This window comes from Stenotrophomonas sp. SAM-B (assembly GCF_013387485.1).
Lineage (GTDB): Bacteria > Pseudomonadota > Gammaproteobacteria > Xanthomonadales > Xanthomonadaceae > Stenotrophomonas > Stenotrophomonas maltophilia_AA.
Window position 1 is genome coordinate 25,422 of sequence record NZ_JABBXB010000014.1, and the last position, 24,362, is coordinate 49,783.

Here is a 24,362-nt window from a genome sequence, read left to right on the forward strand (position 1 = left end):
CAGACGATTTCGAGATAAGCAGCCATGGCCAAGGGTAAGTTCGAGCGCACCAAGCCGCACGTCAATGTCGGCACCATCGGTCACGTTGACCACGGCAAGACCACGCTGACCGCCGCACTGACCAAGATCGGTGCCGAGCGCTTTGGCGGTGAGTTCAAGGACTACTCGTCGATCGACGCCGCGCCGGAAGAAAAGGCACGTGGCATCACGATCTCGACCGCACACGTCGAATACGAATCCACCGAACGTCATTACGCCCACGTCGATTGCCCGGGCCATGCTGACTACGTCAAGAACATGATCACCGGTGCTGCCCAGATGGACGGTGCGATCCTGGTCTGTTCGGCTGCTGACGGCCCGATGCCGCAGACCCGTGAGCACATCCTGCTCTCGCGTCAGGTCGGCGTGCCGTACATCGTCGTCTTCCTGAACAAGGCAGACATGGTCGATGACGCCGAGCTGCTGGAACTGGTTGAAATGGAAGTCCGCGAGCTGCTGAGCAAGTACGACTTCCCGGGCGACGACACCCCGATCATCTCGGGTTCGGCCCGCCTGGCGCTGGAAGGCGACCAGAGCGAGATCGGCGTGCCGTCCGTGATCAAGCTGGTCGAGGCTCTCGACAGCTGGATCCCGACCCCGGAACGCGACATCGACAAGCCGTTCCTGATGCCGGTGGAAGACGTGTTCTCGATCTCGGGCCGTGGCACCGTGGTGACCGGTCGTATCGAGCGCGGCGTGATCAAGGTCGGCGAAGAAATCGAAATCGTCGGTATCCGTCCGGTCCAGAAGACCACCGTCACCGGCGTGGAAATGTTCCGCAAGCTGCTCGACCAGGGTCAGGCAGGCGACAACGCCGGTCTGCTGCTGCGCGGCACCAAGCGTGACGACGTCGAGCGTGGCCAGGTCCTGGCCAAGCCGGGTTCGATCAAGCCGCACACCACCTTCGACGCCGAAGTGTACGTGCTGTCCAAGGATGAAGGCGGCCGTCACACCCCGTTCTTCAAGGGCTACCGTCCGCAGTTCTACTTCCGTACCACCGACATCACCGGCGCTTGCGAACTGCCGGAAGGTGTGGAAATGGTGATGCCGGGCGACAACGTGAAGATGGTTGTCACCCTGATCAACCCGGTCGCCATGGATGAAGGCCTGCGCTTCGCGATCCGCGAAGGCGGTCGTACCGTCGGCGCCGGCGTGGTCTCCAAGATCATCGCGTAATTTTTGCACTACCGGCGGTTGCTTAGCGCTGCCGGTCTCGCGAAAGGCGGGCCGGGAACCTCGGTCCGCCTTCGCCGTCTAAGGGAAGGCAAGTTTTTTCAGTACGCCAGTAGCTCAATTGGCAGAGCAGCGGTCTCCAAAACCGCAGGTTGGGGGTTCGAGTCCCTCCTGGCGTGCCACTTCTCCCTTCCAGCGGCTATGCCGCCACAGTAGCCAGAGCCGGATGAACAGCAAGATCGAGCATTCCAAAGACAACGCCTCCACGGGGGGTGACATCGTCAAGTACGCCGTCGCAGCGATCCTGGTGCTGGCGGGTCTTTTTGCTTGGTATTGGTTCGGTGCTCCTGAGCATGCCTCCCAGAGTGCATGGGCCGGTCCGCTTCGCGGCCTGGCCGTTGTCGTTGGCCTGGTGGCCGGCCTCGGCGTGTTCCTGCTGACCGGCAAGGGTCGCGACACGCGGGAATTCCTTTCCGAATCGCGTTTCGAACTGCGCAAGGTGGTCTGGCCGACGCGCCAGGAAGCCATTCGCATGACCTGGGTGGTGATCGTTGTCGTGATCATCCTCAGCCTGCTGCTGGGCGGATTTGACTTCGTGATTCAGAAATTGACCCAGTGGTTCCTGGGTCGATAAGGAGAAACCAGTGAAGCGTTGGTACGTCGTTCACGCCTATTCGGGCTTCGAAAAGTCGGTTGCGCAGGCTCTGCGCGATCGCATCGTGCGTGACGAGATGCAGGAGCGCTTCGGTGACGTCCTGGTCCCGACCGAGGAAGTGGTTGAGATGCGCGCCGGCCAGAAGCGCCGTTCCGAGCGCAAGTTCTTCCCGGGTTACGTGCTGGTCCAGATCGAGACCCACGAAGAAAACGGGATCCCGCGCATCGACAACGAAAGCTGGCACCTGGTCAAGGACACCTCCAAGGTGATGGGCTTCATCGGCGGCACCGCCGATCGTCCGCTGCCGATCCGTGATGAAGAGGCTGCCGCCATCCTGGACCGCGTTCAGGAAGGTGTGGAAAAGCCCCGTCCGAAGGTGCTGTTCGAGCCGGGCCAGATGGTCCGCGTCACCGAAGGTCCGTTCAACGACTTCAACGGCGTGGTCGAGGAAGTCAACTACGAGAAGAGCCGTCTGCGCGTCTCGGTGCTGATCTTCGGTCGTGCCACCCCGGTGGAGCTCGAGTTCGGCCAGGTCGAAAAGGCCGTCTGAGCCTGAGGCAGCAGGGTTCCGGGCGGCCGCCCGGAACCTGAACAGCCTGCGCCCGCCAGCCTTGAGGCAAGCGCGGAAAAAACCTGATATAGTGCGCGGCTTCCTGCCAGGAAGCTGGCAAAAAGCAAGGGCCGCCGCGAGGTGGCCTTCTGCGTGAATTCAAAACGCGATGCCGGGACGCGTGATTCCCGGTCCGATGGGGAGCCTGTTGTCGTAAGGCGCTAGCACCCGGAGAGCATACTCATGGCAAAGAAAGTTGTCGGTTATATCAAGCTGCAGGTGAAGGCCGGTCAGGCCAACCCCTCGCCGCCGGTCGGTCCTGCGCTGGGTCAGCGTGGCCTGAACATCATGGAATTCTGCAAGGCCTTCAATGCCGCCACGCAGAAGCTGGAGCCGGGTCTGCCGGTGCCGGTCATCATCACGGCCTACTCGGACCGTACCTTCACCTTCATCACCAAGAGCACCCCGGCCGCCGTGCTGCTCAAGAAGGCTGCAGGCATCTCGTCGGGCTCCAAGCGCCCGAACACCGAGAAGGTGGGCAAGGTGACCCGCAAGCAGCTCGAAGAGATCGCCAAGACCAAGGAAGCAGACCTGACGGCTGCCGATCTGGATGCCGCGGTGCGCACCATCGCCGGTTCTGCCCGTTCCATGGGCCTCGTGGTAGAGGGTTAAGAAGATGGCACAGACCAAGCGTGAGAAGGCCATCAAGGCCGCCGTCGTCCCGGGCAAGGCATATGCCTTCGAGGACGCCATCAAGATCCTGAAGACCGCTACCAAGGCCAAGTTCGTCGAGTCCTTCGACGTCGCTGTGCGCCTGGGCGTGGACGCCAAGAAGTCCGACCAGCAGGTGCGCGGTTCCACCGTGCTGCCGTCCGGTACCGGCAAGAGCGTGCGCGTTGCCGTCTTCGCACCGGCCGGTGCCAAGGCTGACGAAGCCCTGGCCGCTGGCGCCGAAGCCGTGGGCATGGACGACCTGGCCGAGAAGATGCAGGCCGGCGATCTGAACTACGACGTCGTCATCGCGACCCCGGACGCCATGCGCGTCGTGGGCAAGCTGGGCACCGTGCTCGGCCCGCGCGGCCTGATGCCGAACCCGAAGGTCGGCACCGTGTCGGCCAACCCGGGCGAAGCCGTCAAGAATGCCAAGTCGGGTCAGGTGCGTTACCGCACTGACAAGGCCGGCATCATCCATTGCACCATCGGCAAGGCCGACTTCGCCGAAGACGCGCTGAAGTTGAACCTGCAGGCGCTGCTGATGGATCTGGTCAAGGCCAAGCCGGCCACCTCGAAGGGCACCTACCTGCAGAAGGTTTCGGTCAGCTCGACGATGGGCCCGGGCGTGACCATCGACCAGTCCTCGCTGTCGCTGAAGTAATCGTTTCAAGCGGGTACCGGGCCCCGGTCCGGTACCCGCGATATTTGAAGGCAATCCGAGTGGGGCTCGCCCTGCGGAGATAGCCGTCAAAGACCGCAGGCGCGGTCAGTACATACCGGCGACGGGCAGGGATGCTCGCATTGGCAGGGAGTCGCCGCCGGCGCAGTACCGAACGCTTAATCGATTCCTTCGGGAATCACCCTGCGTAGATGGTGCCCTTCTGGAGTTTTTCTGGTTTACGCACGTCTGGGTTCTCCCAGGTTGGCCATCCAGGTCTAGAACGGCCCACCCTTGGAACATCACCTGATGTTCCCGGCGTCCAGGACGGATGCCGCCCAGGACCGCACACGGCAGGAGCCGTAAGCGGAGTTCAATTGGAGGAGTGCAATGGCTCTCAATCTGTCCCAGAAGCAAGAAGTAGTCGCCGAGCTGGCAGACGTCGCCGCCAAGGCCCACTCCTTGATCGCAGCCGAATACGCTGGCACCACGGTCTCCCAGATGACCGCGATGCGCAAGCAGGCACGCGAAACCGGCGTTTTCTTGAAAGTTGTCAAGAACACGCTGGCGGCACGTGCAGTGGAAGGTACCGAATACGAATGCGCCAAAGACGCACTCGTCGGTCCGCTGCTGTACGCGTTCTCGCTCGAGGAGCCCGGCGCAGCCGGTCGCCTGATCAAGGATTTTGCCAAGACCAACGACAAGCTGCAGGCAAAGGTCGTGGCCATCGGCGGGGAACTGTTCCCGGCTGGCCATGTCGACGTGCTGGCCTCGCTGCCGACCCGTGATCAGGCCCTGGCCATGCTGGCCCGCGTCCTGGCCGAGCCGGTCACGATGTTCGCCCGTGCCGTCAAGGCCGTGGCCGACAAGCAGGGTGGCGGTGAAACCGCTGACGCTGCCGAGCCGGTCGCCGAAACCGCCTGAGTCGACGTTTCCGTGGTTCCGAACGGAACCTCAACCCAGAAAATTATCCAAAGGTAATCAAAATGTCCCTTACCAACGAACAGATCGTCGACGCCATCGCCGAGAAGTCCCTGATGGAAGTGATGGAGCTGGTCAAGGCCATCGAAGAGAAGTTCGGCGTCTCCGCCGCTGCTCCGGTCGCCGCAGCTGCTGCTGCTGGCCCGGCTGCCGCTGTTGAAGAGCAGACCGAATTCGACGTCATCCTGAAGTCGGCCGGCGACAAGAAGGTCGAAGTCATCAAGGCTGTCCGCGCCATCACCGGCCTGGGCCTGAAGGAAGCGAAGGATCTGGCTGAAGCCGGCGGCATGATCAAGGAAGCCGCTTCGAAGGACGACGCTGCCAAGTTCAAGAAGGACCTGGAAGCTGCTGGCGCGACTGTCGAAGTCAAGTAAGCAGTTCCTTGCCTCGCCATCGAATCACGGCGATGCAGCCAAGGCTGGGGGCGTAAGCCCCCGGCCTTTGGTCGTTTCACGCAACACCCGAAATACGAGCCCAACACGGGCTGCGGTCATCCCCGGTCACAGTGGCGCCCAGGCGCGCGGGCAGGGGAGTGGATGCAGACGAGTTGGCAGTTGGAAGTAGCGGGAGAAGGCGTGCTGGTGCCGGCAATACCAGCGACTTCCAACTGACAATTTCAGTTTCCCCTCGGGTCGTGGACGCACGATCCGCACAGCCAAGGTGATACCTCATGACGTCTTATTCGTTCACCGAAAAGAAGCGTATCCGCAAGGATTTCGGCAAGCAGCGCTCGATCCTCGAAGTGCCGTTCCTGCTTGCCATCCAGGTCGATTCCTACCGTGAATTCCTGCAGGAAAACGTCGATCCGGCCAAGCGCACGGACCACGGCCTGCACGCGGCCCTGAAGTCGGTGTTCCCGATTTCCAGCTACAGCGGCAACGCTGCCCTGGAATACGTCGGCTACAAGCTCGGCGACCCGGTGTTCGACGAGCGCGAATGCCGCCAGCGCGGCATGAGCTACGGCGCGCCGCTGCGCGTGACCGTGCGCCTGGTGATCTACGACCGCGAGTCGTCGACCAAGGCCATCAAGTACGTGAAGGAGCAGGAGGTCTACCTCGGCGAAATCCCGCTGATGACCGACAACGGCACCTTCATCGTGAACGGTACCGAGCGCGTGATCGTCTCGCAGCTGCACCGTTCGCCGGGTGTGTTCTTCGACCACGACCGTGGCAAGACCCACAGCTCGGGCAAGCTGCTGTACAGCGCCCGCATCATCCCGTACCGCGGCTCCTGGCTGGACTTCGAGTTCGACCCGAAGGACGCCCTGTTCACCCGTATCGATCGTCGCCGCAAGCTGCCGGTCTCGATCCTGCTGCGTGCGCTGGGTTACAGCAACGAAGAGATGCTGGCCGAGTTCTTCGAGATCAACACGTTCCACATCAACCCTGATGAAGGCGTGCAGCTCGAACTGGTCTCCGAGCGCCTGCGTGGCGAGACCCTGAACTTCGACCTGGCCGACGGTGACAAGGTCATCGTGGAAGCCGGCAAGCGCATCACCGCGCGTCACGTCAAGCAGCTGGAAGCCTCGGGCATCGCCGCCCTGGCCGTGCCGGACGATTACATCGTCGGCCGCATCCTGTCGCACGACGTGGTCGATGCCAACACCGGTGAGCTGCTGGCCCAGGCCAACGACGAAATCACCGACGAGCAGCTGCAGGCCTTCCGCAAGGCCGGTGTGGATGCCGTGGGCACCCTGTGGGTGAACGATCTGGATCGTGGCCCGTACCTGTCCAACACCCTGCGCATCGATCCGACCAAGACCCAGCTCGAAGCCCTGGTCGAAATCTACCGCATGATGCGTCCGGGCGAGCCGCCGACCAAGGACGCTGCGCAGAACCTGTTCCACAACCTGTTCTTCACCTTCGAGCGCTACGACCTGTCCACGGTCGGCCGCATGAAGTTCAACCGCCGTGTCGGCCGCAAGGCTGTCACCGGCGAAGCCGTGCTGTACGACCGCAAGTACTTCGGTGAGCGCAACGACGAAGAGTCCAAGCGCCTGGTCGCCGAGCACGCCGACACCTCCGACATCCTGGAAGTGATCAAGGTCCTGACCGAGATCCGCAACGGTCGTGGCGTGGTCGATGACATCGATCACCTGGGCAACCGTCGCGTGCGTTCGGTCGGTGAAATGGCCGAGAACGTGTTCCGCGTGGGCCTGGTCCGCGTCGAGCGTGCGGTCAAGGAGCGCCTGTCGATGGCCGAGTCCGAAGGCCTGACCCCGCAGGAGCTGATCAACGCCAAGCCGGTCGCCGCAGCCATCAAGGAGTTCTTCGGCTCCTCGCAGCTGTCCCAGTTCATGGATCAGAACAACCCGCTGTCGGAAGTGACGCACAAGCGTCGCGTCTCGGCCCTGGGCCCGGGCGGTCTGACCCGCGAACGCGCCGGCTTCGAAGTGCGCGACGTGCATCCGACCCATTACGGCCGCGTCTGCACCATCGAAACGCCGGAAGGCCCGAACATCGGCCTGATCAACTCGCTGGCCGTGTACGCCCGCACCAACCAGTACGGTTTCCTCGAGACCCCGTACCGCAAGGTCGCTGACGGCAAGGTGTCCGACGAGATCGAATTCCTGTCGGCCATCGAAGAAAACGAGTACGTCATCGCCCAGGCCAACGCCCTGACCGATGCCAAGAGCATGCTCACCGAGCAGTTCGTGCCGTGCCGCTTCCAGGGTGAGTCGCTGCTCAAGCCGCCGGCAGAAGTCCACTTCATGGACGTCTCGCCGATGCAGACCGTGTCGATCGCTGCCGCGCTCGTCCCGTTCCTGGAGCACGATGACGCCAACCGCGCACTGATGGGCGCCAACATGCAGCGTCAGGCCGTGCCGACCCTGCGTGCCCAGAAGCCGCTGGTGGGTACCGGTATCGAACGCGCCGTGGCCCGTGACTCGGGTGTGACCGTGAACGCCCGTCGTGGCGGCGAGATCGTGCAGATCGACGCCGGCCGCATCGTGGTCAAGGTCAACGAAGTGGAGATCACCGACGCGACCGATGCCGGCGTGGATATCTACAACCTGATCAAGTACACCCGTTCCAACCAGAACACCTGCATCAACCAGCGTCCGCTGGTCGAAGTGGGCAACGTGGTGGCGCGTGGCGACGTGCTGGCCGATGGTCCGTCCACCGACATCGGCGAACTGGCCCTTGGCCAGAACATGCTGATCGCCTTCATGCCGTGGAACGGCTACAACTTCGAAGACTCCATCCTGCTCTCCGAGCGCGTGGTGGAAGAGGATCGTTACACCACGATCCACATCGAAGAGCTGACCTGCGTCGCGCGTGACACCAAGCTGGGGCCGGAGGAAATCTCCGCCGACATCCCGAACGTCTCCGAGCAGGCCCTGAACCGCCTGGACGAGAGCGGCGTGGTGTACATCGGTGCCGAAGTGCGCGCCGGCGACATCATGGTCGGCAAGGTCACCCCGAAGGGCGAAAGCCAGCTGACCCCGGAAGAGAAGCTGCTGCGCGCGATCTTCGGCGAGAAGGCTTCGGACGTGAAGGACAGCTCGCTGCGCGTGCCCCCGGGCATGGACGGCACCGTCATCGACGTGCAGGTCTTCACCCGCGATGGCATCGAGAAGGACAAGCGCGCCCGTCAGATCGAAGAGTCTGAAATCAAGCGCGTCAAGAAGGACTTCGACGACCAGTTCCGCATCCTGGAAGGCGCCATCTACGCCCGTCTGCGCTCGCAGATCGTGGGCAAGGTGGTCAACGGCGGTGCCAACCTGAAGAAGGGCGACACCGTTACCGACGCCTACCTGGACGGCCTGAAGAAGGCCGACTGGTTCGTGCTGCGCATGAAGGACGAGGACGCTTCGGAAGCCATCGAACGCGCCCAGAAGCAGATCCAGGCGCACGAGAAGGAATTCGAGCGTCGCTTCGCCGACAAGCGCGGCAAGATCACCGCGGGCGACGATCTGGCGCCGGGCGTGCTGAAGATGGTCAAGGTGTTCCTGGCCGTGAAGCGTCGCATCCAGCCGGGTGACAAGATGGCAGGCCGCCACGGCAACAAGGGTGTGGTCTCCAACGTGGTTCCGGTCGAAGACATGCCGTACATGGCCTCGGGCGAGACCGTGGACATCGTGCTGAACCCGCTGGGCGTGCCGTCGCGTATGAACATCGGCCAGATTCTGGAAGTGCATCTGGGCTGGGCCGCCAAGGGCCTGGGTCGCAAGATCCAGGGCATGCTGGAAGCCCAGGCCGCGATCAGCGACCTGCGCAAGTTCCTGGACGATGTCTACAACCACGACAAGACCCAGCACGCCAACCACGTCGACCTGACCCAGTTCAGCGACGAGGAGCTGCTGCGCCTGGCCGACAACCTGACCGACGGCGTGCCGATGGCAACGCCGGTGTTCGACGGTGCGACCGAAGCCGAGATCAAGCACATGCTTGCCCTGGCCGACCTGCCGCTGAGCGGCCAGACCCAGCTGTATGACGGCCGCACCGGTGAGGCATTCGATCGCCACACCACCGTGGGCTACATGCACTACCTGAAGCTGAACCACCTGGTCGACGACAAGATGCACGCCCGTTCGACCGGCCCGTACTCGCTCGTTACCCAGCAGCCGCTGGGCGGCAAGGCGCAGTTCGGTGGCCAGCGCTTCGGTGAAATGGAAGTCTGGGCGCTGGAAGCCTACGGCGCGGCCTACACCCTGCAGGAAATGCTGACGGTGAAGTCCGATGACGTGCAGGGCCGCAACCAGATGTACAAGAACATCGTCGACGGTGAGCACGAGATGGTCGCGGGCATGCCGGAATCCTTCAACGTGCTCGTGAAGGAAATCCGCTCGCTGGCCATCAACATGGAACTGGACGGTAACTGATTGTGCAGGCGCGGCTGCCCCGGCAGCCGCGCCGCCGGATCTGAACCGACAGCCCCATCGACAAGATTTCCTCCTTTCGGAGAAACACCATGAAAGACTTGCTCAACCTCTTCAACCAGCAGCGCCAGACGCTGGACTTCGACGCGATCAAGATCGCGCTGGCCTCGCCGGACCTGATCCGTTCGTGGTCCTTCGGCGAAGTGAAGAAGCCGGAAACCATCAACTACCGTACGTTCAAGCCGGAACGTGACGGCCTGTTCTGCGCCGCCATCTTCGGACCGGTCAAGGACTACGAGTGCCTGTGCGGCAAGTACAAGCGCATGAAGCACCGCGGCGTGGTCTGCGAAAAGTGCGGCACCGAAGTCACCCTGGCCAAGGTGCGCCGCGAGCGCATGGGTCACATCGACCTGGCCTCGCCGGTCGCGCACATCTGGTTCCTCAAGTCGCTGCCGTCGCGCATCGGCCTGATGCTGGACATGACCCTGCGTGACATCGAGCGCGTGCTGTACTTCGAAGCGTACGTGGTGACCGAGCCGGGCCTGACCGCCCTGGAGCGCCGCCAGCTGCTGACCGAAGAACAGTACCTGCAGGCCCGCCAGGAACACGGCGACGACTTCGATGCCGCCATGGGCGCCGAGGCTGTGTACGAGCTGCTGCGCACGATCGACCTGCAGTCGGAAATGACCCGCCTGCGCGAAGAAATCGCCAGCACCGGTTCGGAAACCAAGCTCAAGCGACTGACCAAGCGCATCAAGCTGGTCGAGGCCTTCCTCGAGTCGGGCAACCGCCCGGAGTGGATGGTCATGACCGTGCTGCCGGTGCTGCCGCCGGACCTGCGTCCGCTGGTGCCGCTGGACGGTGGCCGCTTCGCGACCTCCGATCTGAACGACCTGTACCGCCGCGTCATCAACCGCAACAACCGCCTGCGCCGCCTGCTCGAGCTGAACGCGCCGGACATCATCGTGCGCAATGAAAAGCGCATGCTGCAGGAATCGGTCGATGCGCTGCTGGACAACGGCCGTCGCGGCCGTGCCATCACCGGCACCAACAAGCGTCCGCTGAAGTCGCTGGCCGACATGATCAAGGGCAAGCAGGGTCGCTTCCGCCAGAACCTGCTCGGCAAGCGCGTCGACTACTCGGGCCGTTCGGTCATCGTGGTCGGTCCGTACCTGCGCCTGCACCAGTGCGGCCTGCCGAAGAAGATGGCGCTTGAGCTGTTCAAGCCGTTCGTGTTCGCCAAGCTGCAGCGTCGTGGCCTGGCCACCACCATCAAGGCCGCCAAGAAGCTGGTCGAGCGCGAAGAAGCCGAAGTCTGGGACATCCTGGAAGAGGTCATCCGCGAACATCCGGTGATGCTGAACCGTGCGCCGACCCTGCACCGTCTGGGCATCCAGGCGTTCGAGCCGGTCCTGATCGAAGGCAAGGCCATCCAGCTGCACCCGCTGGTCTGCACCGCGTTCAACGCCGACTTCGACGGTGACCAGATGGCCGTCCACGTGCCGCTCTCGCTGGAAGCCCAGCTGGAAGCGCGTGCGCTGATGATGTCCACCAACAACATCCTGTCGCCGGCCAACGGCGAGCCGATCATCGTGCCGTCGCAGGACGTCGTGCTGGGTCTGTACTACATGACCCGCTCGCTGGTGAACAAGAAGGGCGAGGGCATGGCCTTCGCCAACATCGCCGAAGTCAAGCGCGCCTACGACAACCGCGTGGTGGAACTGCACGCACGCGTCAAGGTCCGCATCACCGAAGTGGTGACCGACGAGGAAGGCAACAAGCAGAACAAGACCTCGATCGTGGACACCACGATCGGTCGCGCCCTGCTGGCTGAAATCCTGCCGGAAGGCCTGCCGTTCGCGCTGGCCAACACCGAGCTGACCAAGAAGAACATCAGCCGCCTGATCAACTCCAGCTACCGTCAGCTGGGCTTGAAGGACACGGTCGTGTTCGCCGACAAGCTGATGTACACCGGCTTCGCCTACGCAACCCGCGCCGGCGTGTCGATCGGCATCGACGACATGCTGATCCCGGACGAGAAGAAGGGCATCCTCACCGAGGCGGAAGCCGAAGTGCTGGAAATCCAGGAGCAGTACCAGTCGGGCCTGGTCACCGCCGGCGAGCGCTACAACAAGGTGGTCGACATCTGGTCGCGCACCAATGAGCGCATCGCCAAGGCGATGATGGACACCATCGGTACCGAGAAGGTCGTCAATGCCGAAGGCGAGACCATCGACCAGAAGTCGATGAACTCGCTGTACATCATGGCCGACTCCGGTGCGCGTGGCTCGCAGGCGCAGATCCGTCAGCTGGCCGGTATGCGCGGCCTGATGGCGCGTCCGGATGGCTCGATCATCGAAACGCCCATCAAGGCGAACTTCCGTGAAGGCCTGAACGTGCAGGAGTACTTCAACTCCACCCACGGTGCCCGTAAGGGTCTGGCCGATACCGCGCTGAAGACGGCGAACTCGGGTTACCTGACCCGTCGTCTGGTCGACGTGGCGCAGGACGTGGTCATCACCGAAGTGGATTGCGGTACCACCGAAGGCCTGACCATGACCCCGATCGTGGAAGGCGGCGACGTCGTGGAGCCGTTGAAGGACCGCGTGCTGGGTCGTGTCGTGGCCGAGGACGTGTTCCTGCCGGGCAACGACGAAGATCCGATCGTGACCCGCAACACCCTGCTCGACGAAGCCTGGGTGGCCAAGCTGGAAGATGCTTCCGTGCAGTCGGTCAAGGTCCGCTCGACCATCAGCTGCGCCTCGCCGTTCGGCGTCTGCGCACACTGCTACGGTCGCGATCTGGCCCGTGGCCACATCGTCAACATCGGCGAAGCGGTCGGCGTCATCGCCGCGCAGTCGATCGGTGAGCCGGGTACCCAGCTGACCATGCGTACGTTCCACATCGGTGGTGCGGCGTCGCGAGCTGCTGCGGTCGACAACATCACCGTCAAGACCACCGGTTCGGTGAAGTTCAACAACCTGAAGTCGGTCGAGCACGCCAGCGGTTCGCTGGTGGCGGTCTCGCGTTCGGGCGAAATGTCGGTGCTCGATGCCCACGGCCGTGAGCGTGAGCGTTACAAGCTGCCGTACGGCGCGACCATCACGTCCAAGGACGGCGATGCGGTCAAGGCTGGCCAGACCGTGGCCAACTGGGACCCGCATAACCACCCGATCGTGTCGGAAGTGGCGGGTTTCATCCGCTTCATCGACTTCATCGACGGCGTCACCGTCATCGAGAAGACCGACGAACTGACCGGCCTGGCATCGCGTGAAATCACCGATCCGAAGCGTCGTGGTTCGCAGGCGAAGGACCTGCGCCCGATCGTGCGCATCGTGGACAAGAACGGCAACGATCTGACCATCCCGAACACGGATCTGCCGGCGCAGTACCTGCTGCCGCCGCGCTCGATCGTCAACCTGCAGGACGGCGCCGCCGTCGGCGTGGGTGACGTGGTCGCCAAGATCCCGCAGGAAGCGTCCAAGACCCGCGATATCACCGGTGGTCTGCCGCGCGTCGCCGATCTGTTCGAAGCACGCAAGCCGAAGGATCCGGCGATCCTGGCCGAGCGTTCGGGCATCATCAGCTTCGGCAAGGACACCAAGGGCAAGCAGCGCCTGATCATCAAGGACACCGATGGTTCGGAACACGAAGAGCTGATCCCGAAGTACCGTCAGGTGATCGTGTTCGAAGGCGAGCACGTGACCAAGGGCGAAACCATCGTGGACGGCGAGCCGAGCCCGCAGGACATCCTGCGTCTGCTGGGTGTCGAACCGCTGGCGGCCTACCTGGTCAAGGAAATCCAGGACGTGTACCGCCTGCAGGGCGTGAAGATCAACGACAAGCACATCGAGGTGATCACCCGCCAGATGCTGCGCAAGGTCGAGATCACCGATCAGGGCACCAGCAAGTTCCTGAATGGCGAGCAGGCCGAGCGCCAGCGCGTCATCGAGGAAAATGCCCGCCTGGCCACCCGCAACGAGCTGCCGGCCCGTTTCGATCCGGTTCTGCTGGGTATCACCAAGGCCTCGCTGGCGACCGAGTCGTTCATCTCGGCGGCGTCGTTCCAGGAAACCACCCGCGTGCTGACCGAAGCGGCCGTTCGCGGCACCTCGGACAACCTGCGCGGCCTGAAGGAAAACGTCATCGTCGGCCGTCTGATCCCGGCCGGTACCGGCCTGGCGTACCACGCCAACCGTCGTCGCAACGCCTCCGGGCTGACCGACTCGGAAATGCAGACCCTGTCCGGCAGCACGCCGGCCGTGGCTGAAGTGGCCGCAGTGGCCGCCGTGGCGGTCGAGCCGACCGAAGCTGAACAGGCTCCGGGCAGCGACGAGTAATACGCAGTCCCGGCTTCGGCCGGGACCGCGGTAGGGCAGGGCGCCGACTCCGGTCGGCCCCTTCCCGGCAAATCGACGGCACCGGCCACTGGCCGGATGCCTGCCGATGAGGTAGGATGCCCGCCGGTCTTTCAACGGACCGGCTTGACAACCTGAACGGGGGGCATGGAAAAGGCTCCCCTGTAACGGCCCGGGATCAGGGCTGGCTTGGCGCGTGCGCATTTGACTGCGTTTTCGCCGGGTTGCTACAATCGTCTGTCTCAGCAGGCCGGTCTTTCGCCTGCTCGCACATTTCCGCATTCATGGCCAGTCTTTTCATTGGCCTCTCTCAGAAGAACATACTGATGGCGACGATCAATCAGCTTGTCCGCAAGCCGCGGCAGGCAACCACTTATAAGAGTGCCTCTCCGGCTCTCGATAAGTGCCCCCAGCGCCGTGGTGTCTGCACGCGCGTGTACACCACCACTCCGAAGAAGCCGAACTCGGCGCTTCGCAAGGTTGCCAAGGTTCGCCTGACCAACCAGGAAGAAGTGATTAGCTACATCGGCGGCGAAGGTCACAACCTGCAGGAACACTCCGTGGTCCTGATCCGTGGCGGCCGCGTCAAGGATCTGCCGGGTGTGCGTTACCACACCGTGCGTGGCTCGCTGGACGCCTCCGGCGTTGCCAAGCGTCGCCAGGGCCGTTCCAAGTACGGCGCCAAGCGTCCGAAGAGCTAAGGGAAAGTACACATGTCTCGTAAAGGTAATACGCCGCAGCGCTCTGTCCTGCCGGATCCGAAGCACGGAAGTGAAACCATCGCTCGTTTCATCAATATGGTGATGCTGAGCGGCAAGAAGTCGGTCGCTGAAAAGATCGTCTACGGTGCCATGGACGTGATCGGCGAAAAGAACCCGAATTCCGTCGAGCTGGTTCAGAAGGCTCTGGAAAACGTGGCTCCGTCGGTCGAAGTCAAGTCCCGCCGTGTCGGTGGTGCGACCTACCAGGTGCCGGTCGAAGTGCGTTCGTCGCGCAAGATGGCCCTGGCCATGCGTTGGCTGATCGACTCGGCTCGCAAGCGTGGTGAGAACACCATGCCGAAGAAGCTGGCTGCCGAACTGCTGGACGCCTCGGAAAATCGTGGTGGCGCCATCAAGAAGCGCGAAGAAACCCACCGCATGGCCGAAGCCAACAAGGCATTCGCCCACTACCGCTGGTGAGTTTGACGGCCTTGCAAAACAGGCACGGCAGCACCATCTAGGTGCTGCCCCGCGGCACCTGGGGTGTCGCGCCAATCCGAAGGCCGCCGAAAGGCGGCGTTCGGCCATCCGAATTCCAAGAAATCGAGAGGCTCCCGTGGCCCGCACCACTCCCATCGAGCGTTACCGCAATTTCGGCATCATGGCCCACATCGATGCCGGCAAGACCACCACGTCCGAGCGCATCCTGTTCTACACCGGCAAGAGCCACAAGATCGGTGAAGTGCATGACGGCGCTGCCACCATGGACTGGATGGAGCAGGAGCAGGAGCGTGGCATCACGATCCAGTCCGCTGCCACCACTGCGTTCTGGAAGGGCATGGACAAGTCCCTGCCGGAGCACCGCTTCAACATCATCGACACCCCCGGACACGTCGACTTCACCATCGAAGTGGAGCGCTCGCTGCGCGTGCTCGACGGTGCCGTCTTCGTGCTGTGCGCCGTCGGTGGCGTGCAGCCGCAGTCGGAAACCGTGTGGCGCCAGGCCAACCGTTACAAGGTGCCGCGCATCGCGTTCGTCAACAAGATGGACCGCACCGGCGCGAACTTCACCAAGGTCGTTGGCCAGCTGAAGGCCAAGCTGGGTGCCGTCGCGGTGCCGATGCAGCTGCCGATCGGCGCCGAAGACAACTTCAAGGGCGTGGTCGACCTGATCAAGATGAAGGCCATCCATTGGGATGAAGCCTCGCAGGGCATGAAGTTCGAGTACCTGGAAATCCCGGCGGACATGCAGGCGGAGGCCGAAGAGGCCCGCACCTACATGATCGAAGCCGCGGCTGAAGCCAGCGAAGAGCTGATGGAAAAGTACCTGGGCGGCGAAGAGCTGACCGAGGCCGAGATCGTCGAAGCCCTGCGCGTGCGCACCCTGGCCACCGACATCGTGCCGATGTACTGCGGCTCGGCGTTCAAGAACAAGGGCGTGCAGGCCATGCTGGACGGCGTGGTGCAGCTGCTGCCGTCGCCGATCGACGTCCCGGACGTGACCGGTACCGACGTGGACGATGAAACCATCGCCCTGAGCCGCAAGTCCGATGACAAGGCACCGTTCTCGGCGCTGGCCTTCAAGATCATCACCGACCCGTTCGTCGGCGCGCTGACCTTCTTCCGTGTCTACTCGGGCACGCTGAATGCCGGCGACCAGCTGCTGAACTCGGTGAAGGGCAAGAAGGAGCGCATCGGCCGCATCCTGCAGATGCATTCCAACGATCGCGAAGAGATCAAGGAAGTGCTGGCCGGTGACATCGCCGCGGCGGTGGGTCTGAAGGACACCACCACCGGTGACACCCTGTGCTCGCAGGACCACCCGATCATCCTGGAGCGCATGGTGTTCCCGGAGCCGGTCATCTCGATGGCCGTCGAACCGAAGACCAAGTCCGACCAGGAAAAGATGGGTCTGGCCCTCGGCCGTCTGGCCCAGGAAGATCCGTCGTTCCGCGTCAAGACCGACGAAGAATCCGGCCAGACCATCATCTCGGGCATGGGCGAGCTGCACCTGGACATCATCGTGGATCGCATGAAGCGCGAGTTCAACGTTGAAGCCAACGTCGGCAAGCCGCAGGTTGCGTACCGCGAAACCATCCAGGCCGCGGACGTCAAGTCGGACTACAAGCACGCCAAGCAGTCCGGTGGTAAGGGTCAGTACGGTCACGTCGTGATCGAGCTGTCGCCGATCACCGCCGAAGATCGTGCCGACCCGAAGATCGGGCCGCTGATCAAGGACGACTTCCTGTTCATCAACGACATCACCGGTGGCGTGATTCCGAAGGAATTCATTCCGTCGATCGAAAAGGGCCTGCGCGAAACCATCACCAGCGGTCCGCTGGCGGGCTTCCCGGTCGTGGACGTCAAGGTCAAGCTGGTGTTCGGCTCGTACCACGACGTCGACTCCTCGGAAATGGCGTTCAAGCTGGCCGCCTCGATGGCCTTCAAGCAGGGCTTCTCCAAGGCCAAGCCGGTCCTGCTGGAGCCGATCATGAAGGTCGAGATCGTGACCCCGAGCGACTATCAGGGTGACGTGATGGGCGACGTCAGCCGTCGTCGCGGCATGCTGCAGGGTTCGAGCGTGACCGGTGACGGTTCGGCTGAAATCATCAATGCGATGATTCCGCTGGGTGAAATGTTCGGCTACGCGACCTCGCTGCGTTCGCAGACCCAGGGTCGTGCAACGTTCACGATGGAATTCGACCATTACGAGCCGGCTCCGTCGAACATCGCCGAATCCGTGGTCAAGAAGTCCTGAGCATAAGCTCAGGACTCCACCTCATTCTTTTCTGATATCCAAGGTATACAACAATGGCAAAGGGTAAGTTCGAGCGCACCAAGCCGCACGTCAACGTCGGCACCATCGGTCACGTCGATCACGGCAAGACCACGCTGACCGCTGCACTGACCAAGATCGGTGCCGAGCGCTTCGGTGGCGAGTTCAAGGATTACTCCTCGATCGACGCCGCGCCGGAAGAAAAGGCACGTGGCATCACGATCTCGACCGCACACGTCGAATACGAATCCACCGAACGTCACTACGCCCACGTCGATTGCCCGGGCCATGCTGACTACGTCAAGAACATGATCACCGGTGCTGCCCAGATGGACGGCGCGATCCTGGTCTGTTCGGCTGCTGACGGCCCGATGCCGCAGACCCGTGAGCACATCCTGCTCTCGCGTCAGGTCGGCGTGCCGTACATCGTCGTCTTCCTGAACAAGGCAGACATGGTCGATGACGCCGAGCTGCTGGAACTGGTTGAAATGGAAGTCCGCGAGCTGCTGAGCAAGTACGACTTCCCGGGCGACGACACCCCGATCATCTCGGGTTCGGCCCGCCTGGCGCTGGAAGGCGACCAGAGCGAGATCGGCGTGCCGGCCGTGATCAAGCTGGTCGAGGCTCTCGACAGCTGGATCCCGACCCCGGAACGCGACATCGACAAGCCGTTCCTGATGCCGGTGGAAGACGTGTTCTCGATCTCGGGCCGCGGCACCGTGGTGACCGGTCGTATCGAGCGCGGCGTGATCAAGGTCGGCGAAGAAATCGAAATCGTCGGTATCCGTCCGGTCCAGAAGACCACCGTCACCGGCGTGGAAATGTTCCGCAAGCTGCTCGACCAGGGTCAGGCAGGCGACAACGCCGGTCTGCTGCTGCGCGGCACCAAGCGTGACGACGTCGAGCGTGGCCAGGTCCTGGCCAAGCCGGGTTCGATCAAGCCGCACACCACCTTCGACGCCGAAGTGTACGTGCTGTCCAAGGATGAAGGCGGCCGTCACACCCCGTTCTTCAAGGGCTACCGTCCGCAGTTCTACTTCCGTACCACCGACATCACCGGCGCTTGCGAACTGCCGGAAGGTGTGGAAATGGTGATGCCGGGCGACAACGTGAAGATGGTTGTCACCCTGATCAACCCGGTCGCCATGGATGAAGGCCTGCGCTTCGCGATCCGCGAAGGCGGCCGTACCGTCGGCGCCGGCGTGGTCTCCAAGATCATCGCGTAATCTGCTAGAATCTGCGCCCCGATGTTGCCTGGGTAGGGCATCGGGGTGTAACCAAACGGGAAAAGAGGCGCAGGATGCTCCTCGTGTTCCCCAGACCAGGAAGGGTCGCGCCATTCAGGCTTTGTCAACAGTACCCCTGTTGACTGCCAACTTGTATGCGCGCTATACTTTTTGTCTGGGCAGATCGGGAGACCGGTCTGCCTCGATTTTTGAGGTCTACGGAAAGATCTTGTCGCCGCGCAGGAATGTGCGGCGTCTGCATTCAGGATATTCATGGGACAAGGCAACCCAGAGGCCTTGTCCGTCGCTCTTTTAACGAAGGAACCCACCGTCATGGCGGACCAAAAGATCCGGATTCGGCTGAAGGCGTTCGATCATCGTTTGATCGACCGTTCGGCCAGCGAGATCGTAGAAACGGCAAAGCGGACCGGCGCGCAAGTGCGTGGCCCGATCCCCCTGCCGACCAAGATCGAGCGTTACACCATTCTCGTCTCGCCGCACGTCGACAAAGACGCGCGTGACCAGTACGAGACCCGCACGCATAAGCGCGTGCTCGATATCGTTGACCCGAACGACAAGACCGTGGACGCGCTGATGAAGCTCGAACTGGCTGCCGGCGTCGACGTTCAGATCAAGCTGACCTGAGGACTACGACCATGACGAAGAAATATTCGTTGGGCTTCGTGGGCCGCAAGGCTGGCATGAGCCGCGTGTTCACCGAAGATGGCCAGGCCATCCCGGTAACCCTGATTGAAGCTACCCCGAACCGCATCGCGCAGATCAAGACCGTCGAAGCTGACGGCTACAGCGCCGTGCAGGTGACCGTCGGCGCGCGTCGCGCTGCCCTGGTCAACAAGCCGGAAGCCGGTCACTTCGCCAAGGCGAAGGTCGACGCGGGCCGTGGCCTGTGGGAATTCCGCGTTGAAGACGCGCAGCTCGGCGATTTCGCCGTTGGCGGCGAAGTCAAGGCGGACATCTTTGAAGTTGGCCAGAAGGTCGACGTCCAGGGTGTCACCAAGGGTAAGGGCTTCCAGGGCACCATCAAGCGCTACAACTTCCGTATGGGCGATGCAACCCACGGTAACTCGCTGTCGCATCGCGCGCCGGGTTCCTTGGGCCAGCGCCAGACGCCGGGTCGTGTTTTCCCGGGTAAGAAGATGTCCGGCCACATGGGTTCGGTGCAGCAGAGCACCCAGAACCTTGAAGTGGTGAAGGTCGATGTCGAACGTGGTCTGATCGCAATCCGTGGTGCCGTTCCGGGCGCAGCGGGTGGTGACGTGATCGTTCGTCCGGCTAGCAAGGCATAAGGAGAGATGACGATGGAACTCGTTATCACGGGTAGCAACAACAAGGTCTCGGTCTCCGATGCCGTGTTCGGTCGCGATTTCAGCGAAGATCTGGTTCACCAGGTCGTCGTTGCTTACCGCAACGCCGGTCGCGCCGGCACCAAGGCACAGAAGACTCGCTCTGAAGTGGCTGGTACCACCAAGAAGTCGAAGAAGCAGAAGGGCGGCGGCGCGCGTCATGGCGCACTGACGGCTCCGATCTTCGTCGGCGGTGGTGTCACCTTCGCGGCCAAGCCGCGCAGCTTCGAGCAGAAGGTCAACCGCAAGCAGTACCGTGCAGCCATGTGCGCGATCCTGTCCGAGCTGAACCGCCAGGGCCGTCTGACGATCGTGGAGTCCTTCGATGTCGAAGCGACCAACACCAAGTCGTTGATCGCCAAGCTGGCCGGCCTGGAAGTGGGCAAGCGTCCGCTGATCGTCACCGAAGATGCTTCCGAGCACCTGTACCTGTCGGCCCGCAACATTCCCTACGTGGAAGTGCGTGACGTGCAGGGCCTGGACCCGGTGTCGCTGGTCGGTGCCGACACGGTCGTCATCACCGCTGATGCGGTCAAGAAGGTCGAGGAGTGGCTGGCATGAGCAGCAACGAAAAAGTCTTCAGCGTGCTGCGCGCTCCGCGAGTCTCCGAAAAGACCGCGCGCCTGCAGGAACATTCCAACCAGTATGTCTTCGAAGTTTCGAACGAAGCCACCAAGGCCGATGTAAAGGCCGCGGTTGAGCAGCTGTTCGACGTCAAGGTCGAGTCGGTCAACGTGCTGAACGTGAAGGGCAAGAACAAGTCCTTCCGTAACCGCACCGGCCGCCGCGGCGATTGGCGCAAGGCGTACGTGCGTCTCGCCGATGGCCAGTCCATCGATGTAACGGCCAAGGCCTGAGGTCCATCCCATGCCATTGATGAAATTCAAACCCACTTCTCCCGGCCGTCGTTCGGCCGTGCGCGTGGTCACGCCCGATCTGCACAAAGGCGCGCCGCATGCTGCGCTGCTGGAGCCGCAGAGCAAGTCCGGTGGTCGTAACCACCACGGCCGCATCACCACCCGTCACGTGGGTGGTGGTCACAAGCAGCACTACCGTGTCATCGACTTCAAGCGCAACAAGGAAGGCATTCCGGCGCGCGTGGAACGCATCGAATACGATCCGAACCGCACCGCCCATATCGCCCTGCTGTGCTACGTCGACGGCGAACGCCGCTACATCATCGCACCGAAAGGCCTGAAGGCCGGTGACCAGGTGATCGCGGGTTCGGATGCGCCGATCAAGACCGGTAACACCCTGCCGCTGCGCAACATCCCGGTCGGTACCACTGTCCACGGTATCGAACTGAAGCCGGGCAAGGGTGCCCAGATCGCGCGTGCCGCCGGCGCTGCCGTGCAGCTCGTCGCTCGTGAAGGCATCTACGCCACCCTGCGCCTGCGCTCGGGTGAAATGCGTAAGGTGCCGGTCGAGTGCCGCGCCACCATCGGTGAAGTCGGCAACGACGAACACAACCTGGAAAAGCTGGGCAAGGCTGGCGCGAAGCGCTGGCGCGGTGTCCGCCCGACCGTTCGTGGTGCTGCCATGAACCCGGTTGACCATCCGCACGGTGGTGGTGAGGCGAAGGCCGGCCAGGGCAACCCGCATCCGGTCACCCCGTGGGGTGTCCCGACCAAGGGTTACAAGACGCGCCATAACAAGCGCACCCAGCAATTCATCGTCCGCGATCGTAGGGGCTAATCGACCATGGCACGTTCACTCAAGAAGGGCCCGTTTGTCGATCACCACCTCATCAAGAAGGTGGAAGCCGCTGCGGGTAGCAAGAAGCCGATCAAGACCTGGTCGCGCCGTTCGATGATCCTGCCGGAAATGGTAGGCGTCACCATCGCCGTTCATAACGGTAAGAACCACGTTCCGGTGCTCGTCAACGAGAACATGGTCGGCCACAAGCTCGGCGAATTTGCCATCACCCGGACCTTCAAGGGTCACGGTGGTGACAAGAAGTCGGGCAAGTAAGGAGAGATGACAATGGAAGCGAAAGCAATCCTGCGCTCCGCGCGCATCTCTGCGCAGAAAGCCCGCCTGGTCGCTGACCAGGTGCGTGGCCTGCCGGCCGAGCGTGCGGTCAACCTGCTGAAGTTCTCGCACAAGAAGGCTGCCCACCTGATCAAGAAGGTGGTGGAGTCGGCTATTGCAAACGCCGAGAACAACCAGGGCGCCGACGTCGACGAGCTGAAGGTACAGACCATCATGGTAGATGAAGGTCCGACCCTGAAGCGTTTCATGGCGCGGGCGAAAGGCCGCGGCACCCGCATCCTCAAGCGCACCAGCCACATCACTGTGGTTGTGGGCGCCGGCAAGTAAGCGGAAAGGAAAACACCATGGGTCATAAAGTTCATCCGATTGGTATCCGCCTCGGCATTTCCAAGGACTGGAACTCCAAGTGGTACGCCAACAAGGCCGAGTTCGCTGGTTATCTGGCAGCCGACCTGAAGGTGCGGGAAATGCTGCGCAAGAAGCTTGCGCAGGCCGGCATCAGCAAGATCCTGATCGAGCGTCCGGCAAAGACCGCTCGCGTGACGATCCACACCGCCCGTCCGGGCGTGGTGATCGGCAAGCGCGGTGAGGACATCGAGAAGCTGCGCAAGGAAGTGAGCGAAATGATGGGCGTCCCGGCGCACATCAACGTCACCGAAGTGCGTAAACCCGAGCTGGACGCACAGCTGGTTGCCGAGTCGATCGCGCAGCAGCTGGAGCGTCGCATCATGTTCCGCCGCGCGATGAAGCGTTCGGTCGGCAATGCGATGCGCCTCGGTGCCCTGGGCATCAAGGTCAACGTCGGTGGCCGCTTGAATGGCGCGGAAATCGCCCGTTCGGAGTGGTACCGCGAAGGCCGCGTGCCGCTGCATACGCTGCGTGCCGACATCGACTATGGCTTCGCTGAAGCCAAGACGACCTACGGCATCATCGGCATCAAGGTCTGGATCTACAAGGGCGAAGTCTTCGATTTCTCCCAGGTTGGCCAGGAAAAGCAGGACGACTCCCCGCGCAACGATCGTAACGATCGCGGCGACCGCGGTGACCGTCCGTCGCGCCCGGCTCGTGAAGCGAGGTAACGACAATGTTGCAACCCAAGCGAACCAAATACCGCAAGGTACACAAGGGCCGTAACGATGGTCTGAGCTGGAGCGGCAACGCTGTCAGCTTCGGCGAATACGGCCTGAAGGCAACCGCTCATGGTCAGCTGACCGCGCGTCAGATCGAAGCGGCCCGCCGCTCGATCAGCCGCTACGTCAAGCGCGGCGGCAAGATGTGGATCCGAGTGTTCCCCGACAAGCCGATCACCAAGAAGCCCATCGAAGTCCGAATGGGTTCTGGTAAGGGCAACGTGGAGTACTGGGTAGCCCAGATCCAGCCCGGCCGCATGATCTATGAAATCGAAGGCGTCGCGGAAGACGTGGCACGTGAGGCGTTCCGCCTGGCTGCCGCCAAGCTCTCCGTGACCACCACTTTCGTGACCCGGACGGTGCTCTGATGGATATCAAACAACTTCGCGAAAAGTCGGCTGACGACCTGAAGAGCCACCTGATCGACCTGCGTAAGGAGCAGTTCTCGCTCCGTATGCAGCAGGTCACTGGCCAGCTGCCGAAGACCCACGAAACCCGCCGGGTTCGCCGCGAGATTGCTCGCGTCAAGACCCTGCTCGGCAGCACCAAGTAAGGATGGCCGCGATGAGCGAAAATACTGAAAACAAAACGCTGCGTACGGTCGAAGGCCGTGTCGTCAGCAACAAGATGGACAAGACGGTCACCGTGCTGGTGGAACGCCTGGTCAAGCACGCCCTGTACGGCAAGTACATCAAGCGTTCGACCAAGCTCCATGCACACGACGCCGACAACACCTGCAACGAAGGTGATGTCGTCCGCGTGACCGAGATTGCTCCGATGTCCAAGACCAAGAACTGGCGCGTGGTGGAAGTCATCACGCGTGCGGCTCAATAAGGAGATCTGAATCATGATCCAGATGCAGAGCTACCTCGAGGTCGCGGACAATTCCGGTGCCAAGGAAGTGATGTGCATCAAGGTGCTGGGCGGCTCCAAGCGTCGCTACGCCCACATCGGTGACATCATCAAGGTCACCGTGAAGGATGCGATCCCGCGCGGCAAGGTCAAGAAGGGTGAAGTGTTCGACGCCGTCGTGGTGCGTACCCGCAAGGGTGTGCGTCGCGCCGACGGTTCGCTGATCCGTTTCGACGCCAACGCTGCGGTCCTGCTCAACAACAAGCAAGAGCCGATCGGCACCCGCATCTTCGGACCGGTGACGCGTGAACTTCGTACCGAGAAGTTCATGAAGATCGTCTCGCTCGCTCCCGAAGTGCTGTGAGCGACAG

25 protein-coding genes and 1 tRNA gene are annotated in these 24,362 nt (G+C 62.5%); all 26 read left to right on the top strand.

All coding sequences use genetic code 11. From position 1 onward, the window contains the following. Positions 1-24 precede the first annotated feature (24 nt). Positions 25-1,215, top strand: a complete 1,191-nt coding sequence (tuf, locus tag HH110_RS17705) for an elongation factor Tu (RefSeq protein ID WP_176990870.1) — start codon at positions 25-27, stop codon at positions 1,213-1,215. Between the two features lie 103 nt (positions 1,216-1,318). Further along, positions 1,319-1,394 (top strand) — tRNA-Trp (locus tag HH110_RS17710). Positions 1,395-1,438: 44 nt separating this feature from the next. Next, positions 1,439-1,846, top strand: a complete 408-nt coding sequence (gene secE, locus HH110_RS17715; RefSeq protein WP_121044666.1) for a preprotein translocase subunit SecE — start codon at positions 1,439-1,441, stop codon at positions 1,844-1,846. Between the two features lie 10 nt (positions 1,847-1,856). Beyond that, positions 1,857-2,417 carry a transcription termination/antitermination protein NusG gene (nusG, locus tag HH110_RS17720; RefSeq protein WP_019186115.1) on the top strand — a complete coding sequence of 187 codons (561 nt, stop codon included), beginning with the start codon at positions 1,857-1,859 and terminating at the stop codon, positions 2,415-2,417. A gap of 243 nt (positions 2,418-2,660) precedes the next feature. Further along, positions 2,661-3,089 (top strand): 50S ribosomal protein L11, encoded by a 429-nt coding sequence (rplK, locus tag HH110_RS17725; RefSeq protein WP_019186116.1) that lies wholly within the window; start codon positions 2,661-2,663, stop codon positions 3,087-3,089. A gap of 4 nt (positions 3,090-3,093) precedes the next feature. Further along, positions 3,094-3,792 (top strand): 50S ribosomal protein L1, encoded by a 699-nt coding sequence (gene rplA, locus HH110_RS17730; RefSeq protein ID WP_121044663.1) that lies wholly within the window; start codon positions 3,094-3,096, stop codon positions 3,790-3,792. A gap of 387 nt (positions 3,793-4,179) precedes the next feature. Beyond that, complete coding sequence (gene rplJ / locus HH110_RS17735) at positions 4,180-4,713, top strand: 50S ribosomal protein L10 (RefSeq protein ID WP_123728446.1); 534 nt, start codon at positions 4,180-4,182, stop codon at positions 4,711-4,713. Positions 4,714-4,775: 62 nt separating this feature from the next. Beyond that, positions 4,776-5,144 (top strand): 50S ribosomal protein L7/L12, encoded by a 369-nt coding sequence (gene rplL, locus HH110_RS17740; RefSeq protein ID WP_019186119.1) that lies wholly within the window; start codon positions 4,776-4,778, stop codon positions 5,142-5,144. Positions 5,145-5,440: 296 nt separating this feature from the next. Next, the gene (gene rpoB / locus HH110_RS17745; protein WP_176990871.1) at positions 5,441-9,595 is read left to right on the top strand and encodes a DNA-directed RNA polymerase subunit beta; all 4,155 of its coding nucleotides are present in this window, start codon (positions 5,441-5,443) and stop codon (positions 9,593-9,595) included. Positions 9,596-9,684: 89 nt separating this feature from the next. After that, positions 9,685-13,932, top strand: a complete 4,248-nt coding sequence (gene rpoC, locus HH110_RS17750) for a DNA-directed RNA polymerase subunit beta' (RefSeq protein ID WP_176990872.1) — start codon at positions 9,685-9,687, stop codon at positions 13,930-13,932. A gap of 344 nt (positions 13,933-14,276) precedes the next feature. Then, the gene (rpsL, locus tag HH110_RS17755) at positions 14,277-14,651 is read left to right on the top strand and encodes a 30S ribosomal protein S12 (protein WP_017356008.1); all 375 of its coding nucleotides are present in this window, start codon (positions 14,277-14,279) and stop codon (positions 14,649-14,651) included. A gap of 12 nt (positions 14,652-14,663) precedes the next feature. Further along, positions 14,664-15,131, top strand: a complete 468-nt coding sequence (rpsG, locus tag HH110_RS17760; protein ID WP_019186122.1) for a 30S ribosomal protein S7 — start codon at positions 14,664-14,666, stop codon at positions 15,129-15,131. Positions 15,132-15,267: 136 nt separating this feature from the next. Further along, positions 15,268-17,409, top strand: coding sequence for an elongation factor G (gene fusA / locus HH110_RS17765; protein WP_176990873.1), 2,142 nt, complete (start codon positions 15,268-15,270; stop codon positions 17,407-17,409). A gap of 53 nt (positions 17,410-17,462) precedes the next feature. Then, entirely contained in the window at positions 17,463-18,653 is a 1,191-nt protein-coding gene (gene tuf, locus HH110_RS17770) for an elongation factor Tu (protein ID WP_152153932.1), read from the top strand. Positions 18,654-18,986: 333 nt separating this feature from the next. Beyond that, positions 18,987-19,298, top strand: coding sequence for a 30S ribosomal protein S10 (gene rpsJ, locus HH110_RS17775; RefSeq protein ID WP_010341589.1), 312 nt, complete (start codon positions 18,987-18,989; stop codon positions 19,296-19,298). A gap of 11 nt (positions 19,299-19,309) precedes the next feature. Further along, entirely contained in the window at positions 19,310-19,960 is a 651-nt protein-coding gene (gene rplC, locus HH110_RS17780) for a 50S ribosomal protein L3 (RefSeq protein ID WP_019186145.1), read from the top strand. Positions 19,961-19,972: 12 nt separating this feature from the next. Continuing rightward, on the top strand, positions 19,973-20,578 hold the full coding sequence (rplD, locus tag HH110_RS17785; RefSeq protein WP_128095571.1) for a 50S ribosomal protein L4: 606 nt from the start codon (positions 19,973-19,975) through the stop codon (positions 20,576-20,578). Beyond that, positions 20,575-20,874: a 50S ribosomal protein L23 gene (gene rplW / locus HH110_RS17790; protein ID WP_019186147.1), complete on the top strand. Its 300-nt coding sequence runs from the start codon at positions 20,575-20,577 to the stop codon at positions 20,872-20,874. Before rplD ends, rplW begins: the two co-directional genes overlap by 4 nt. 10 nt (positions 20,875-20,884) lie before the next feature. After that, positions 20,885-21,712 carry a 50S ribosomal protein L2 gene (rplB, locus tag HH110_RS17795; protein WP_017355408.1) on the top strand — a complete coding sequence of 276 codons (828 nt, stop codon included), beginning with the start codon at positions 20,885-20,887 and terminating at the stop codon, positions 21,710-21,712. A 6-nt stretch (positions 21,713-21,718) separates the two neighbouring features. Next, positions 21,719-21,988 (top strand): 30S ribosomal protein S19, encoded by a 270-nt coding sequence (gene rpsS, locus HH110_RS17800; RefSeq protein WP_019186148.1) that lies wholly within the window; start codon positions 21,719-21,721, stop codon positions 21,986-21,988. 12 nt (positions 21,989-22,000) lie between these two features. Then, positions 22,001-22,336, top strand: a complete 336-nt coding sequence (rplV, locus tag HH110_RS17805; protein ID WP_176990874.1) for a 50S ribosomal protein L22 — start codon at positions 22,001-22,003, stop codon at positions 22,334-22,336. Between the two features lie 17 nt (positions 22,337-22,353). After that, positions 22,354-23,088: a 30S ribosomal protein S3 gene (gene rpsC / locus HH110_RS17810; protein ID WP_121042874.1), complete on the top strand. Its 735-nt coding sequence runs from the start codon at positions 22,354-22,356 to the stop codon at positions 23,086-23,088. Between the two features lie 5 nt (positions 23,089-23,093). Beyond that, positions 23,094-23,507 (top strand): 50S ribosomal protein L16, encoded by a 414-nt coding sequence (gene rplP / locus HH110_RS17815; protein ID WP_019186150.1) that lies wholly within the window; start codon positions 23,094-23,096, stop codon positions 23,505-23,507. Further along, positions 23,507-23,692: a 50S ribosomal protein L29 gene (rpmC, locus tag HH110_RS17820; protein ID WP_019186151.1), complete on the top strand. Its 186-nt coding sequence runs from the start codon at positions 23,507-23,509 to the stop codon at positions 23,690-23,692. The genes rplP and rpmC overlap by 1 nt, the downstream gene beginning before the upstream one ends. Before the next feature lie 11 nt (positions 23,693-23,703). Beyond that, positions 23,704-23,973 (top strand): 30S ribosomal protein S17, encoded by a 270-nt coding sequence (gene rpsQ, locus HH110_RS17825; RefSeq protein ID WP_176990875.1) that lies wholly within the window; start codon positions 23,704-23,706, stop codon positions 23,971-23,973. Positions 23,974-23,986: 13 nt separating this feature from the next. After that, positions 23,987-24,355, top strand: a complete 369-nt coding sequence (rplN, locus tag HH110_RS17830) for a 50S ribosomal protein L14 (protein WP_038690286.1) — start codon at positions 23,987-23,989, stop codon at positions 24,353-24,355. Positions 24,356-24,362 lie beyond the last annotated feature (7 nt).